General features: G+C 73.9%; 10 protein-coding genes. 5 read left to right on the forward strand and 5 right to left on the reverse strand.

Features of this window, described 5'->3' with window-relative positions; translation table 11 throughout:
- Positions 1-19 precede the first annotated feature (19 nt).
- The gene (locus ICW40_RS16260; RefSeq protein WP_221655058.1) at positions 20-1,009 is read left to right on the forward strand and encodes a hypothetical protein; all 990 of its coding nucleotides are present in this window, start codon (positions 20-22) and stop codon (positions 1,007-1,009) included.
- 45 nt (positions 1,010-1,054) lie between these two features.
- Positions 1,055-1,999, forward strand: coding sequence for a tetratricopeptide repeat protein (locus ICW40_RS16265; protein ID WP_221655059.1), 945 nt, complete (start codon positions 1,055-1,057; stop codon positions 1,997-1,999).
- Between the two features lie 56 nt (positions 2,000-2,055).
- Here the strand turns inward: ICW40_RS16265 and glgB are convergent, their stop codons facing one another.
- The 4 genes from glgB to ICW40_RS16285 form a co-directional block, all read right to left on the reverse strand.
- Positions 2,056-4,269 (reverse strand): 1,4-alpha-glucan branching protein GlgB, encoded by a 2,214-nt coding sequence (glgB, locus tag ICW40_RS16270; RefSeq protein ID WP_260459331.1) that lies wholly within the window; start codon positions 4,267-4,269, stop codon positions 2,056-2,058.
- Positions 4,270-4,318: 49 nt separating this feature from the next.
- A complete protein-coding gene (locus ICW40_RS16275) occupies positions 4,319-5,821 on the reverse strand; it encodes a maltokinase N-terminal cap-like domain-containing protein (protein ID WP_221655060.1) in 1,503 nt (500 codons plus the stop codon).
- Between the two features lie 164 nt (positions 5,822-5,985).
- On the reverse strand, positions 5,986-7,779 hold the full coding sequence (gene treS / locus ICW40_RS16280; protein WP_221655067.1) for a maltose alpha-D-glucosyltransferase: 1,794 nt from the start codon (positions 7,777-7,779) through the stop codon (positions 5,986-5,988).
- 20 nt (positions 7,780-7,799) lie between these two features.
- On the reverse strand, positions 7,800-9,812 hold the full coding sequence (locus ICW40_RS16285; RefSeq protein ID WP_260459332.1) for an alpha-1,4-glucan--maltose-1-phosphate maltosyltransferase: 2,013 nt from the start codon (positions 9,810-9,812) through the stop codon (positions 7,800-7,802).
- Between the two features lie 677 nt (positions 9,813-10,489).
- On the opposite strand from ICW40_RS16285, the gene glgP reads away from it, so the two are divergent.
- A complete protein-coding gene (glgP, locus tag ICW40_RS16290; protein ID WP_221655062.1) occupies positions 10,490-13,066 on the forward strand; it encodes an alpha-glucan family phosphorylase in 2,577 nt (858 codons plus the stop codon).
- Positions 13,067-13,370: 304 nt separating this feature from the next.
- Positions 13,371-14,810, forward strand: a complete 1,440-nt coding sequence (locus ICW40_RS16295) for an HNH endonuclease signature motif containing protein (RefSeq protein ID WP_221655063.1) — start codon at positions 13,371-13,373, stop codon at positions 14,808-14,810.
- Here the strand turns inward: ICW40_RS16295 and ICW40_RS16300 are convergent.
- The gene (locus ICW40_RS16300; protein WP_221655064.1) at positions 14,789-15,346 is read right to left on the reverse strand and encodes an Lrp/AsnC family transcriptional regulator; all 558 of its coding nucleotides are present in this window, start codon (positions 15,344-15,346) and stop codon (positions 14,789-14,791) included. The genes ICW40_RS16295 and ICW40_RS16300 overlap by 22 nt on opposite strands.
- A 60-nt stretch (positions 15,347-15,406) precedes the next feature.
- On the opposite strand from ICW40_RS16300, the gene ICW40_RS16305 reads away from it, so the two are divergent.
- Positions 15,407-15,616 (forward strand): hypothetical protein (locus ICW40_RS16305; protein ID WP_221655065.1); only part of this gene is annotated, 210 nt, incomplete at its 3' end.

Here is a 15,616-nt window from a genome sequence, read left to right on the forward strand (position 1 = left end):
GTCCCGAGGAGCCGCGCCGATGACCCGCCACCGTGGCCGCCGCGCCGCCGTCCTCGTCGCCGCCGCCGCGCTCACCCTCGCGGCGTGCTCCACGCCGCTGCCCGAGCCGCAGCCCGACGCCGTCCCCGCCGCCGTGCCACCGGCCGTCTCGACCGACCAGGTCGAGGACATCATGGGCGAGGTCGCCGCGGTCATCGCCGCGGCCGACGCCGCAACGGAGCCGGCCCTGCTCGACCCGCGCGTGGCCGGACCCGCACGGGAGATCCGCGGCGTCGAGTACCTGCTCGCGCGCGCGGGGGACCCGAACGCGATCACGTCGATCCCGCCGGTGGCCCAGACGATCGTCGCCCCGACCACCGACACGTGGCCGCGCACGGTGATGGTCGTGACCGAGCCGCCGGCCGACCTGCAGCCGCCCCTGCTCCTCACGCTCGTGCAGGAGGACCCGCGCTCGCCCTACCGCCTGTGGTCGTGGGCGCGCCTGTTCCCGGGCGTCGAGATGCCGGCGACGGCGCAGCCCGAGATCGGCAGCGCGCCGGTCACCCCCGACGCGGCGGACCTCGCGGTGCCGCCGGCCGAGGTGGTCGCGCGCTACGTCGACCTGCTCACCAACGGGCCGGCGTCGCCGTACGTGGGCACGTTCACGGACGACCCGCTGCGCACGGGCATCACCGGCACGCGCGACGCCTTCGCGGGGGTCGTCGGGGCCAACGGCACGCTGACCGAGACCTACGCGCCGCTCGACAGCGGCCCCTACGCGATCGCCACCGCGGACGGCGGCGCGATCGTGGTCGGCGGCTTCCGGACGGTCACGGCGATCACGCTCGCCGACAGCACGCTGACGATCGGCGACCAGACCGCCGCCCTGCTCGGCACCCCCACGGTCGCCAGCAACCTCACGATCGGGTGGCTGAGCGTCGTCGCGTTCGCCGTGCCGCCCGCCGGCTCCACCGAGCCCGTGCGGGTGCTCGGCGGCGAGCACTCACGCATCCAGGTGCAGGGGCAGTAGCCTGCCGCGGCACGACCTGACACGACCAGCCAGGAGCTCCAGACCATGACTCAGCCCACCGGTCCTCGTCCGCGCCTCGACGTGCGCGGCGCCGTCGACCTCTCCGGACTCGGTCGCACGCCCGCCCCGGCCCCCGGCGGCCCGGCGGCGGGTGCGGGCGGCTCGAACCTCGTGGTCGACGTCGCCGACGAGGCCACCTTCGCGCAGGTGGTCCAGGGCTCGGCGCAGGTCCCCGTCGTGTTCGTGCTGTGGGCGTCGTGGAGCGAGGCGAGCGCCGCCGTCGTCACGGACCTCGTGGCCCTCGCGGGGGAGTACGCGGGGCGCTTCCTCCTGGCCCGCGTCGACGCGGAGGCGACGCCGCAGATCGTGCAGGCATTCGGCGCGCAGGGCGTGCCGGCCGTCGTCGCGGTGCTGCGCGGACAGCCCGTCCCGCTCTTCCAGGGCGCCGCGGGCAAGGAGGACATCCGGGCCGTCCTCGACCAGCTGCTCCAGGCGGCGGCCGCCAACGGCGTGACGGGCACGGTCCCGGGCGCCGACGACGTCCCGGTCGAGCAGCCCGAGCCCGAGGAGCCGCCCCTGCCGCCGCTGCACCAGGCCGCCTACGAGGCGATCGAGCGCGACGACCTCGACGGCGCGGTGGCCGCGTACCGCCAGGCGCTGCAGGAGGACCCGCGGGACGAGATGGCCCGCGCGGGGCTCGCGCAGGTCGAGCTGCTGCGCCGCACCGTCGGCGTCGACCCGCGCGCGGCACGCGACGCCGCGGCGGCCGACCCCCGCGACGTCGACGCGCACCTGCAGGTCGCGGACCTCGACGTGCTCGGCGGTCAGGTCGAGGACGCGTTCGCCCGTCTGGTCGACCTCGTGCGCGCGACGGCCGGGCCCGAGCGGGAGCGCGCGCGCCTGCGCCTCGTCGAGCTCTTCGGCGTCGTCGGCGACACCGACCCCCGTGTCATGACGGCCCGCCGCGCCTTGGCGAGCGCCCTGTACTGACGCGTGCGCTCGCGAGCGCACTGTCCTGAGGAGCAGTGCGCCCGCGGCCCCGCCCGTCAGGCGACGGGCTCCTGGCCCTCCGGCACGAGGTAGAGGGCGCCGAGCGGCGGCACGCGCAGCGTGACGGAGTACGGCTGCGCGTGGAGCGGGTGGTCGATCGCCTGGACCCGACCGAGGTTGCCCACGCCCGAGCCGCCGTAGATGTCGGCGTCGGTGTTGAGCGCCTCGACCCACGTGCCGCCGGTCGGCAGCCCGACGCGGTAGCCCTCGTGCGGCGTGCCGGCGAAGTTGACGACGACGACCACGGTCCGGCCCGTGCCGTCGCGCCGGATGTACGTCAGCACGTTGTGGTCGGCGTCCTGCGCGTCCACCCACTCGAAGCCCGCGGGGTCCTTGTCGAGCACCCACAGGGCCGGCTCGGAGCGGTAGAAGTGGTTGAGGTCGGTGACGAGCCGCGAGATGCCCGCGTGCTCGGGGTACTCGAGGAGGTGCCAGTCGAGGCTGCGCCCCTCGGCCCACTCGGCCGACTGCCCGAACTCCGAGCCCATGAAGAGCAGCTGCTTGCCCGGGTGGGACCACTGGTAGGCCAGCATCGAGCGCACGCCGGCCGCCTGCTGCCAGTGGTCGCCGGGCATCTTGCGCAGCAGCGAGCCCTTGCCGTGGACGACCTCGTCGTGGCTGATCGGCAGCACGAAGTGCTCCGAGAAGGCGTAGACCAGCGAGAACGTCACCTCGTGGTGGTGGTAGCGCCGGTTGATCGGCTCCTCCGCGAGGTACCGGAGGGTGTCGTTCATCCAGCCCATGTTCCACTTCAGGCCGAAGCCCAGGCCGCCCGCGTCGGTCGGGGCGGTGACGCCCGGCCACGCCGTCGACTCCTCGGCGATCATCATGATCCCCGGCGTGCGGCGGTAGGCCGTCGCGTTGGCCTCCTGGAGGAACCGGATCGCCTCGAGGTTCTCGCGGCCGCCGTGGACGTTGGGCCGCCACTGGCCGTGCCCGCGCGAGTAGTCGAGGTAGAGCATCGAGGCGACGGCGTCGACGCGGAGCCCGTCGATGTGGAAGTCCTCGAGCCAGTAGGTCGCGTTCGCCACGAGGAAGTTGCGCACCTCGTTGCGGCCGAAGTTGAACACGTAGGTGCCCCAGTCGGGCTGCTCGCCGAGCAAGGGGTCGGGGTGCTCGTACAAGGGGCTGCCGTCGAAGCGGCCCAGCGCCCACTCGTCCTTGGGGAAGTGCGCAGGCACCCAGTCGAGCAGCACGCCGACGCCGGCCTGGTGCAGGCGGTCGACCAGGTGCCGGAAGTCGTCGGGGTGCCCGAAGCGCGAGGTGGGCGCGTAGTACGAGGACACCTGGTAGCCCCAGGAGCCGCCGAAGGGGTGCTCGGCGACGGGCAGCAGCTCGACGTGCGTGAAGCCCATCTGGACTACGTACTCGGTGAGCTCGTCCGCGAGCTCGCGGTAGCCGAGGCCGGGCCGCCACGAACCCAGGTGGACCTCGTAGATGCTCATCGGCCCGTGGTGCGGGTCGCTCGTCGCGCGGTGCGCGAGCCAGTCGCCGTCCTCCCACGTGTAGCTGGACTCGACCACCACGGACGCGGTCGCGGGAGGCACCTCGGTCCCCTTGGCGAGCGGGTCGGCCTTCTGCCGCCACGAGCCCTCGCGCGTGAGGATCTCGAACTTGTACCGGGCGCCGCCGTGCACGCCGGGCACGAACAGCTCCCAGACCCCCGTGTCGCCGAGCCGGCGCATCGTGTGGGCCGCGCCCTGCCAGTGGTTGAAGTCGCCGATGACGCGCACCGCCTGGGCGTTCGGCGCCCAGACGGCGAACGACGTGCCGCGCACCTCGCCCAGGACGCTGGGGTAACTGCGCACGTTGGCGCCGAGGACCGTCCACAGCTCCTCGTGCCGGCCCTCGCTGATGAGGTGCAGGTCGACGGCGCCGAGCGTCGGGAGGAACCGGTACGGGTCGTCGACCACCGTGGTGATGTCGCCGTAGGTCGCGCGCAGGCGGTAGTCCGGGACCTGCGTGCCGCGGAACGCCACGACCCACACGCCGCCGTGCTCGTGCCGCGCAGCGTGCTCGCCGTCGGGGGTGACGACGACGACGGAGTCGGCGAGCGGCCGCAGGACGCGGACGGTGACCGTGTCCCCGTCGAGGTGCGCGCCGAGCACGCGGTGGGGGTCCTGGTGGGTGCCGCCCACGATGGCGTCGAGCTCCGCGGTGACGACGTCGCGCGGGGTGGGCGTGGGCATCGAGGTCGGCGGGAGACTCATGTGACTCACCCTGCCACGGCGACCCCTGCCCCGCACGGGACGGGCGGCCTCAGGCGGCGTCGAGGAGCCGGTCCACACCGCCGAGCGGGATCGCCACCCAGTCGGGCCGGTTGCGCGACTCGTACACGACCTCGTAGAGCGCCTTGTCGAGCTCGAGCGCGTGGAGCAGGGTCGCGGTCGAGCCCGCCGGGCCGTGCGTCGCGGCGCCGTCGTGCGCCCCGGTGCCGTCGTGCCCCGCGGCGCCCTCGCCGCCGTCGGCCGCCGCGACCTCGTCGAAGTAGCCCTGCACGAGCGCGTCCCGCGCCGCCTCGGCCCACGCCGCGCTGCCCTGGCCGACGGCGGCCGCGTAGTCGATCGAGCGCAGCATGCCGGCGACGTCGCGCAGCGCGAGGTCGGGGCGGGTCCGTTCCGCCGCCGACGCCTGCGGCTCGCCCTCGAAGTCGAGCACGACCCAGCCGCGGTCCGCCGACCGGAGCACCTGACCCAGGTGGTAGTCACCGTGCACGCGCTGCAGCGGCGGCAGGTCCAGGCCCGCGACGCGCTCGAGGACCCGGTCGACGGCGGCGTGGCGGTCGGACAGGACGGGCGCCGCGTCCACGGCGGCGGCCGCGCGTTCCCGCAGCGTCGCGAGGACGGTGCGCGCGACGTCCTGGGCGTCGTCGGCTGCGTCGGCGGGACCATCGTCCCCGGCGTTCGCGGAGGCCGGGAGAGCGGTGCGGAGGGCGAGGTGCATCTGCGCGGTGGTCCGGCCGAGGTCGGCGGCCAGCTCCGTGAAGTCCTGCGCCTCGCGCGCGTACCGGCACGCGAGCTCGAACCCGTCCTGCGCGCCCAGCACGAGCTCGCTCATCACGCCGAGGTGCCCCGAGGCGGGGACGCCGTCCGCGGGCCACGACGCCGTGAGCCAGGCGAGCGGGCGCGGCACGCCCTGCCACCCGGCCCGGCTCAGCGCGAGCGGGACCTCGACGTCGGGGTTCGGTCCCTCGCCGACGGTGCGGAACACCTTGAGGATCGCGGGCGGGCTCGCGGACGGGAGGAGCACGGAGGTGTTCGACTGCTCGCCCGTCATCACCTTGGCGCCCGTGAGGTCGAGGGGGGCTGCTCCGCGGTCGTCGCCCACGGCGCCCGCGGCATCGCCGTCGGCGGCGGCGAGCCAGGCGCGGAGGAAGGCGGCGTCGTACGCGCCGTCGATCACGGTCGTGCCGTCCGCCAGGTGCCCCACGACCTCGGGGCGGCTCTCGTCCTCGGCCGACGGCCCGCGCGTCGCGGCAGCGCCCTCGGCGTCCTCGCCGCCGGGTGCCCTGAGCACGAGCGGGACCTGCAGCAGGCCGCCGCCCGCGAGCCGGCGTAGCTCGATGCGCACCTCGGCCTCCCCGGCCGGGTCCTCGAGGCGCACGACGGCGACCAGCGGCAGGGTCCGCGTGCTGCCCTTGGCCGGGTACCAGCGACGTCCGGGCAGCCAGGCCTCGACGAGCGCGCCGAGCTCCGCGCCCGCGTCGCCGTCCTCCGGGACCCGTGCGTGCACGGGCGGGTTGTCGGTGGTGCTGCCGTCCATCGAGCCTCCTGTCTCAGCCCGCGTCCGGCCCTGCCGCCTGCGTGTGCAGGCCGCCGGACGCGGTCGTCCGGTCGCCCGATCGTCTCCCGGTTGCGCCCGGACCGCGCGTCAGCCGCGTGGTCCGACCGCGTCAGGCGCGCGACCGCGTCAGGCGCGCGACCGCGTCAGGCGCGCGGCGGTGTCACCGTGAGCCAGAAGAAGTCGCGCGAGCCGAGCGTGAGCCAGATCGAGCCGTCGGAGCCGATCGTCGGGAACGCGGCCCCGCCGAAGACGTCGTGGAGCTCGTGGCCCGCGTGGTCGGGCAGCCGGATGTGACCCGAGCGCGGCGTCGACGCGAGGTTGGCGACGCACAGGACGGTCTCGTGCTCGTTGCGCCGCAGGTACGCGAGCACCGACTCGTTGTCGCACTGCAGCGTGACGAACTCGCCCGTGCCGAAGACCGGGTGCTGCCGGCGGACCGAGAGCATGCCGTGCACCCAGTGCAGCAGCGACGTCGGCGTCGCGAGCTGGGCCTCGACGTTGATCGTCGAGTAGTTGTGGACGAGCGACTGGATCACCGGCAGGTACAGCTTGCCCGGGTCCGCCGTCGAGAAGCCCGCGTTGCGGTCCGGCGTCCACTGCATCGGCGTGCGGACCGCATCCCGGTCCGGCAGCCAGATGTTGTCGCCCATGCCGATCTCGTCGCCGTAGTAGAGGCAGGGGCTGCCGGGCAGCGAGAGCAGCAGCGCGTGCGCGAGCTCGATCTCCGCACGCGAGTTGTCGAGCAGCGGCGCCAGGCGACGCCGGATCCCGACGTTCGCGCGCATGCGCGGGTCCGGCGCGTACCAGCCGTACATCGACGCGCGTTCCTCGGTCGAGACCATCTCGAGCGTCAGCTCGTCGTGGTTGCGCAGGAAGGTGCTCCACTGCCCGCCGGCCGCGGGGATGCGCGGCGTGTCGGCCAGGATGTCGATGATCTGGTTCGCGCGCTGGTCCTTGATCGAGTAGAAGATGCGCGGCATCACCGGGAAGTGGAAGCACATGTGGCACTCCGGCGCCTGCTCGGTGCCGTAGTACGGGATCACGTCCTCGGGCCACTGGTTGGCCTCGGCGAGCATGATCCGCCCCGGGAACTCCGCGTCGACCATCGCGCGCATCTCGGCGAGGTACTCGTGCGTCCGGGGCAGGTTCTCGCAGTTCGTGCCCTCCTCCTCGAAGAGGTACGGCACCGCGTCGAGCCGGAAGCCGTCGACGCCGATCCGCAGCCAGAACCGCGCGACGTCCTTCATGGCCTCGCGCACCATGGGGTTCTCGAAGTTGAGGTCCGGCTGGTGGCTGAAGAACCGGTGCCAGAAGTACTGCCGGCGCACGGGGTCGAACGTCCAGTTCGACGTCTCGGTGTCGACGAAGATGATCCGGGCGTCCTCGTAGCGCGTGTTGTCGTCGCTCCACACGTAGAAGTCGCCGTAGGGACCCTCGGGGTCGGAGCGCGACGCCTGGAACCACGGGTGCTGGTCGCTCGTGTGGTTCATGACCAGGTCGATGATCACGCGCATGCCGCGCTCGTGGGACTTCTCGATGAGCTCGGTGAAGTCCTGGATGGTCCCGTACTGCGGCGCGATGGCCGTGAAGTCGGCGACGTCGTACCCGCCGTCGCGCAGCGGGGACGGGTAGAAGGGCGGCAGCCACAGGCAGTCGATGCCGAGCCACTGCAGGTAGTCGAGCCGGTCGATGAGGCCGCGCAGGTCGCCGGAGCCGGCCCCGGTCGAGTCGCTGAAGCAGCGCAGCATGACCTCGTAGAAGACCGCGGTCTTGTACCACTCGGGGTCGTCGGAGAGGCCCGACGGCGCCGTCGTCGGCAGCGCGTACGTCGGCACCGGGCGCGGCGGGAGCGCGCGGTGCGGGTCGGCGGCGCGGCGCCCCGCGGCCGCCTCGATGGGCGGGGACACGGGCGGCTCGCGGTCGGGAGCCGGGATCATCTGGTTCTCGGGCCGCTCGGTCACAGGGTCCTCACACCGATGATGTGGGCGCACTGGGTCCACGGGTCGAGGCGCACGTACGGGTGCGCGCCCCACGCGTAGACGGCGCCGGAGAGCAGGTCGTGGGCGGCGAAGGCGGGCGCGTCGGCGTCGTGCGGCGCGTGCACGCCCAGGGCCGCGAGGTCGAGGTCGATCGTCGCCTCCCGGGTGGTGTGCGGGTCCGTGTTGACGACGACGACGACCGTGTCGGCCTTGCCGGTGGGGGACTGGGCCGCGCTCACCCGGCGCGAGAAGCACAGGATCGCGTCGTCGTTCGTCGGGTGGACGGTCAGGCCGCGCAGGCGCTGCAGCGCGGGGTGGTCGCGCCGGATGCGGTTGAGGTGGCCGAGCAGGTCGCCGATGCCCGTGGCCTCGGCGGCCTCCCAGTCGCGCGGCTTGAACTCGTACTTCTCGTTGTCGATCTGCTCCTCCACGCCGGGCCTCGGGACGTTCTCCACGAGCTCGTAGCCGGAGTAGATGCCCCACGTCGGCGCGCCGGTCGCGGCCAGGATCGCGCGGATCGCGAACGCCGGCGGCCCGCCGTGCTGCATGTACGGGGTGAGGATGTCGTGCGTCGTCGGCCAGAAGCTCGGACGCATGTAGGCGGCGGCGGGGCCCGAGACCTCCTCGAGGTACTCGGCCAGCTCCTCCTTGGTGTTGCGCCACGTGAAGTACGTGTACGACTGGTGGAAGCCGATGCGCGCGAGCGTGTGCATCATCGCGGGCTTGGTGAACGCCTCCGCGAGGAAGATCACGTCGGGGTGCGACGCGTTGACGTCCGCGATGAGCCACTCCCAGAACGGCAGCGGCTTGGTGTGCGGGTTGTCGACGCGGAACGCCGTGACGCCGTGGTCGATCCACACCTGCAGCACCCGGCGGACCTCGGCGTAGATGCCCTCGGGGTCGTTGTCGAAGTTGAGCGGGTAGATGTCCTGGTACTTCTTCGGGGGGTTCTCGGCGTACGCGATCGAGCCGTCGATGCGGGTCGTGAACCACTCGGGGTGCTCGGCGACCCAGGGGTGGTCGGGCGAGCACTGCAGGGCCAGGTCGAGCGCGACCTCGAGCCCGTTCTCGCGCGCGACCGCGACGAAGTGGTCGAAGTCCTCGAACGTGCCCAGCTCCGGGTGGATCGCGTCGTGGCCGCCGTCGGGCGAGCCGATCGCGTACGGCGAGCCCGGGTCGCCCGGCTCCGTGTCGAGCGAGTTGTTCCGGCCCTTGCGGTGCGTCGTGCCGATCGGGTGGATGGGGGTCAGGTAGGCGATGTCGAAGCCCATCGCCGCGATCGCCGGGAGGCGCTCGGCCGCCGTCCGGAGCGTGCCCGACCGCCACTGCTTCGTCTCGGGGTCCTGCACCGCGCCCTCGGAGCGCGGGAAGAACTCGTACCAGGAGCCGAACAGCGCGAGCTCGCGCTGCACCACCAGGGGGTAGGTGGGGGACGGGCTGACGTGCTCGCGCAGCGGGTGCGCGGCGAGCGCGCGCTCGACCTCGGGCGAGATGCCGGCGGCGAGCCGCGCGGCCGGCGGCCGGCTCGTGTCGCGCAGGCCGACGACGGCGTCCCGCAGCACGCCGGCGACGTCGGCCGGCAGACCGCTGCGCTCGGCCGTGCGCTCGAGCAGCGCGGCGCCCTCGGCGAGCATGAGCTCGACGTCCACGCCGGCGGCGACCTTGATGGCCGCGTCGTGGCTCCAGGTCCCGTACGGGTCCGACCACCCCTCGACCCGGAAGCCCCAGGTCCCGGTGGCGTCCGGGACGAGGTCCGCGCGGTAGCTGTCGAGCCCGGCGTTGACGACGTCCATCCGCACCGAGGTGTGGTCCGTGCCGTCGGGGGCGACGAGCACCGCGGTCGCGGCGACGGCGTCGTGGCCCTCGCGGAACACGGTGGCGGTGACCTCCACGGCCTCGCCCACGACGGCCTTGGCCGGCCAGCGCCCGCACTCGACCACCGGGCCGACGCCGACCACGGGGATGCGGCCGACGCGGGTGGACGAGGCCAACGATGGCGCTGCGGGTGCTGCGGGTGCTGCGGGCGTTGCCGGGGAGGCGGGCGCAGCAGGCGCAGCAGCGGCCGGGGCGGGCGCGGTGGCGGCCGCACCCGTCGTGGCACCGGCCGGTGCATCCGAGGCGGAGGTGGCAGGGGCGGGCGGGGTGGCCGCAGCGGCGGCGTCGGGCGGGACGGAGGCTGACGACCTCCGCTCGGGCGTGGCCGCGGCCGACGTCGCCGACGTGGCGGTGGTCCCCTCGGAGGTCGCAGGGGACGTCGTGCGGGGCGTCGTAGGGGGCTCCGTCGCGGCCGTCCGAGCGGCGCGTCGGCCTCCCTTGCGGGAGGACGTGGACGGCGTGCGGGGCGAGGGAGGCGGCGAGGACGGCGTCACCCCTCGAACCTACCCAGGCACCCCGCCGGACGGCATCCGGACACGAGGTCGGACGCCATCCGGTGACGAGCCGGTGTCGATCACGTGGTCCATCAGGTGGACGTCGCGCGGGCGTCGCGTCGCGGCTGTCTGCGGGCGGTCCGGCGGCTCCGGGGCTGCTGCCGCCCGCCCCACCTGCAGGGCCGTGGCGGGTCCCGGGTGAGTGGCCCGGGAGGAGGGCACCGCGGACCGGCGCAACGGTTGCTGATAGTTGCAGCAAACGTGGCCCGCGCGGTCCGGGTGCGTCTACGCTGTCGCCCGTGAGAGCCATCCGCCGATTCACCGTCCGCACCGTCCTGCCCGCCGAGCTCGCCGACCTCGACGAGCTGGCGCACAATCTGCGCTGGTCCTGGCACGCGCCGACGCGTGACCTGTTCGCCGCGATCGACGCCGACCTGTGGGAGAGCGTGAACGGCGACCCGGTCGCCCTTCTCGGCGCCCTGGGTCCCGACCGCCTGGCCGCGCTCGCCGCCGACGCCGAGTTCGTGTCCGCCGTGCGCGAGGCCGCCGCGGACCTGTCGCGCTACCTCAGCGAGGACCGCTGGTACCAGCAGGCCGCCGCCTCCGACGCGTCGTTGCCGCAGGCCATCGCCTACTTCTCGCCCGAGTTCGGCATCACGTCGGTGCTGCCGCAGTACTCCGGGGGCCTCGGCATCCTCGCCGGCGACCACCTCAAGAGCGCCTCCGACCTCGGCGTCCCGATCGTGGGCGTCGGCCTCCTGTACGGCGCCGGGTACTTCAAGCAGGCGCTGTCGCGTGACGGCTGGCAGGTCGAGACCTACCCGGTCATCGACCCGGACGGCCTTCCCCTGACCCTGCTCCGCGAGGCGGACGGCACGCCGTCGCGCGTCTCGCTGCCGCTCCCGGGTGGCCGCACGCTGCACGCGCACGTGTGGAAGGCCGCCGTCGGCCGCGTCCCGCTGCTGCTGCTCGACTCGAACGTGCCGGAGAACGACGACCTCGCCCGCAAGGTCACCGACCGCCTCTACGGCGGTGGCGGTGAGCACCGCCTCCAGCAGGAGCTGCTGCTCGGCGTCGGCGGCGTCCGCGCGCTGCGCCTGTGGTCGCGCCTGTCGGGCGCCCCGACGCCGGAGGTCTACCACACCAACGAGGGCCACGCCGGCTTCCTCGGGATCGAGCGCATCCGCGAGCTCGTGGGCGAGGTCGGCCTGGGCTTCGACGACGCGCTCGAGGCCGTGCGCGCGGCGACCGTCTTCACGACGCACACGCCCGTCCCCGCGGGCATCGACCGGTTCGAGGCGTCGCTCGTCGCGCAGTACTTCGGCGGCGACCTCACGTTCGACGGCGTCCCGGTGGAGCGCGTGCTCGCGCTCGGTGCCGAGGACTACGAGGGCGGCGACCCGACGCTGTTCAACATGGCGGTCATGGGTCTGCGCCTCGGCGGCCGTGCGAACGGCGTCTCGCTGCTCCACGGCGAGGTCTCGCGCGGCATGTTCAACGGCCTCTGGTCGGGCTTCGACGAGGCCGAGGTGCCGATCACGTCGGTCACCAACGGCGTGCACTCGCCGACGTGGGTGGACCGCAAGCTCGTCGACCTCGCCCGGACGCACCTGAGCGACGCCGAGCTCGAGGACGGCACCGGTTGGCTGCGCGCCGACGGCGTGCCCGACGCCGACCTGTGGACCATGCGCCGCACGCTGCGTGCGCAGCTCGTCGCGAACGCCCGTGAGCGCGTCCGCGCGTCGTGGCGGCACCGCGGGGCGAGCCCGGCCGAGCTCGGCTGGGTCGACGACGTCCTGGACCCCGACGTCCTGACCATCGGCTTCGCGCGGCGCGTGCCGACGTACAAGCGCCTCACGCTCATGCTCAGCGACCCCGAGCGGCTGCGCTCGCTGCTGCTGCACCCGGAGCGTCCGGTCCAGCTCGTCATCGCCGGCAAGTCGCACCCCGCCGACGACCAGGGCAAGCGGCTCATCCAGCAGCTCGTCCGGTTCGCCGACGACGCCGGCGTGCGCCACCGCATCGTCTTCCTGCCGAACTACGACATCGCGATGGCGCAGACCCTGTACCCGGGCTGCGACGTGTGGCTGAACAACCCGCTCCGCCCGCTCGAGGCCTGCGGCACGTCGGGCATGAAGGCCGCGCTCAACGGGGGCCTCAACCTGTCGATCCTCGACGGCTGGTGGGACGAGTGGTACGACGGCGAGAACGGTTGGGCGATCCCCACGGCCGACGGCGTCGACGACCCGGACCGTCGCGACGACCTCGAGGCGGCGGCGCTCTACGACCTCGTCGAGAACCAGGTCGCGGCGCGCTTCTACGACCGTGACGAGCGCGGCATCCCCGTCCGGTGGCTCGAGATGGTGCGCCACACGCTCGCGACGCTCGGGCCCAAGGTCCAGGCGACGCGCATGGTGACCGACTACGTGCAGCGCCTGTACACGCCGGCCGCCGTCGCCGGCCGCTCGCTCAACGGCGACGGCTTCCCGGGTGCCAAGGAGCTCGCGTCCTGGAAGCAGGCCGTGCGCGCTGCGTGGCCCGACGTCCGCGTCGACCACGTCGAGTCCGTGGGTGTCGGCGAGGTGGCGCAGGTCGGCGACGTGCTCCAGGTGCGCGCCTACGTGTCGCTCGGCGGGCTGCGGCCCGACGACGTGGCCGTCGAGGTGGTGCACGGCCGCGTGTCCGAGGCGGACGAGCTCAGCGACGTGCGGCACCAGGAGCTCGCGTGGGCCGAGAGCTACGAGGCCGGCCGGCACGCCTTCGCCGGTGATGTGCGCCTCGGCGCGTCCGGGCCCTTCGGGTACACCGTGCGCGTCGTGCCCAAGCACGAGCACCTCGCGTCGGTCGCGGAGACGGGTCTCGTCGCCAACGCCTGAGCGACGCCCTCGACGGCCCCGGCCCCTTCGTGGGGGCGGGGCCGTCGGCGTCGGTGGTGGCTGGGGCGTCGTGACGCCGGCCATGGGGCGCGTCCCGAGCGGTCGAGCGGGCGACCTCAGGTCTTGCCGTGGTGGCCGTGCGTCACGAAGTCCTCTTCGACGGGACCGCTCGAGGCGGCATCCGACGCCGATCCGGTCGGGGCGGAACCGAGGGCGAAGGGCTCGGTCATCTTTCGACCTGCTCATCCGTCGCACGATCCGCGTGATCGGCAGTCGTGTCAGTGGTCGCCCGTAGTGTGCCGATATGTCCACCACCGCACACGACGTCGGCCCCGGCACCGGGCCCGACGACGTCGCGCGCGAGGACGCCGCAACGCGCGAGGAGACGGCGGCTGCGGAGTTCTGGGACCAGTGGTTGTGGTCGGTGCGGCACCGGGTCGCTGCTGAGCTGGAGGACGCGCGTCCCGGGCCCGAGCTCGCGGCGCGGCTGGCTTCGTTGGAGCCGGCGGATCTGGATGAGGCCGCTCTGGTGGAGGCGGCGGGTGCGTGGGAGCGGCTGGGGTCGTGGGTGGCGGCGGGTCAGGCGCGGGCGGTTGCGGAGCTGGCCGGGCGGCGGCGGGCGCCGGGGTCGTCGGCCGCGGATGAGATCGCGGTGCGCCTGGGCACGACGCGGGCGGTGGCTGAGGGCAAGGTCGGCCTGGCGATCAGCTTGGACCGGGTGCCGGCGGCGGCGGACGCGTTGGCCCGTGGTGAGCTGGATGTGCGCAAGGCGATGGTGCTGGCCGATGAGCTGATCCGGTTGGACGACGACGTCGCCCAGCGGGTGGTCGAGGCGGTGCTGCCGGTGGCCGGGTCGTGCACGGCGCCGCAGCTGCGGGCCAGGTTGCGGCGGATGGAGCTGCTGCGTGACCCGGACGGTGCCCGGGGCCGTCATGAGAAGGCGCGCACCGAGCGGCACGTGGAGCTCACGCCGGCACCCGATGCGATGGCCTGGCTCAGTGCGTACCTGCCGGCCGATGACGCGGTCGCGATCCACACCAGCCTGACCGCCCTGGCCGGTGACGCGGCGCCTGAGGACGAACGGACGCTGGACCAGCGCCGCGCCGACGCCCTGGTGGACGTGACGACCCGCTGGTTGGACGCCGGCACCCACCCCGACGGCACTCCCTTGACGCTGCGTCAAGGGCGCCGCCCGCACCTGGCGGTCACGGCGTCGGCCGCGACCCTGCTCGGACTGTCGGACGAGCCGGGGGACCTGGCGGGGTATGGGCCGATCCCGCCGGGGATGGTGCGGCGGATCGCGGCCCGCTCGACCTGGGAACCCCTGCTCACCGACGCCTGGACCGGGGAGCCGATCGCGCGCTCGACCCGCCGCTACGCCCCCACCCAGTCGTTGCGCGACGCGGTCGTCGCCCGCGACCGCACCTGCACCTTCCCCGGCTGCCGCGTCCCCGCCGCCCGCTGCGACATCGACCACATCAACCCGTTCGACGAGCAGGCGGGTGCGGCGACGCCACATCAGACGCGGATCGACAACCTGCACGCGCTGTGTCGCCACCACCACCGCGCCAAGACCCACGCCGGGTGGACGCCCGAGCGCCGCGAGGACGGCACGACCCGGTGGAGCTCACCCACCGGCCAGCGCCACGACCGACCACCCGCCCACGACCCACCGATCCCACCCCCGGCACCACCACCACCCGAGGGCATCAGCATCGACCTCTACCCACCACCCCCCTTCTGACGGAGCTGCCGCTCGCGCGCGCCCTCGACGCCACGAGCGGTGGCCTCGCCACGCGGTGTCCGGGACGTGCCCTCGGTGCGACGGCCGAGAGGCTCCAGGACCGGTCGGCGGAGGTGCTCGTAGACGACCGAGGTGCGCACGTCGGCCACCTCGGGCCGCTCGGTGAGCCGGTCGATGACGAAGGCGTAGAGGGCGTCGGTGTCCGGGACCGCGACATGGATGAGGAAGTCCTCGCCACCCGACACCACGAACACCGCGACCGTCTCCGGCAGCCGTGTGGCGAAGTCGCGGAACGCCTCGATCCGCTCGCGTGCGGGCGGCCGGATCCGCACCGCGATGAGCGCCTGCACCGACCGGCCGAGCGCCACGAGGTCGACCTCGGCGTGGTAGCCGCGCAGCACGCCCCGCGACCGCAGCGCCCGCACGCGCTCGAGCGCTGTCGAGGGCGCCACACCGACCCGCTCCGCGAGGTCGCGATTGGTCAGCCGAGCATCCGCCTGCAGATGGGCCACGAGCGCCGCATCTAGTTCGTCCACCGGTCGCTCCACGGGGTCAGCGCCGAACGATGTTCGGAGTCGTTGTCAGGAACCTGCACGATGAGCACGCTAGTGCTCCTGATGACGAACAGCACACCGCTCAGCCACGCGTCGCGGGACCACATCGCCCCCGGCCGAAGCCACCTCGGTTCCCCGATCCGCCGTGCGGCCCGCCCCGGCCTCGGCGCCCTGCTCCGCCGTGCAGCTCGCCCCGGCCGTCGGGCGGCGCTCGGCCGTGCCGCCAGCGCCGGCCACGGCGCCCCGCTCGGC

Source organism: Actinotalea ferrariae (genome assembly GCF_019733465.1).
Taxonomy (GTDB): Bacteria; Actinomycetota; Actinomycetes; order Actinomycetales; family Cellulomonadaceae; genus Actinotalea; species Actinotalea ferrariae_A.

Coding starts and splice junctions, on each gene's coding strand:
- ICW40_RS16260 (WP_221655058.1), top strand. CDS start 20: ATGACCCGCCACCGTGGCCGCCGCGCCGCCGTCCTCGTCGCCGCCGCC.
- ICW40_RS16265 (WP_221655059.1), top strand. CDS start 1,055: ATGACTCAGCCCACCGGTCCTCGTCCGCGCCTCGACGTGCGCGGCGCC.
- glgB (WP_260459331.1), bottom strand. CDS start 4,269: ATGAGTCTCCCGCCGACCTCGATGCCCACGCCCACCCCGCGCGACGTC.
- ICW40_RS16275 (WP_221655060.1), bottom strand. CDS start 5,821: ATGGACGGCAGCACCACCGACAACCCGCCCGTGCACGCACGGGTCCCG.
- treS (WP_221655067.1), bottom strand. CDS start 7,779: ATGATCCCGGCTCCCGACCGCGAGCCGCCCGTGTCCCCGCCCATCGAG.
- ICW40_RS16295 (WP_221655063.1), top strand. CDS start 13,371: ATGTCCACCACCGCACACGACGTCGGCCCCGGCACCGGGCCCGACGAC.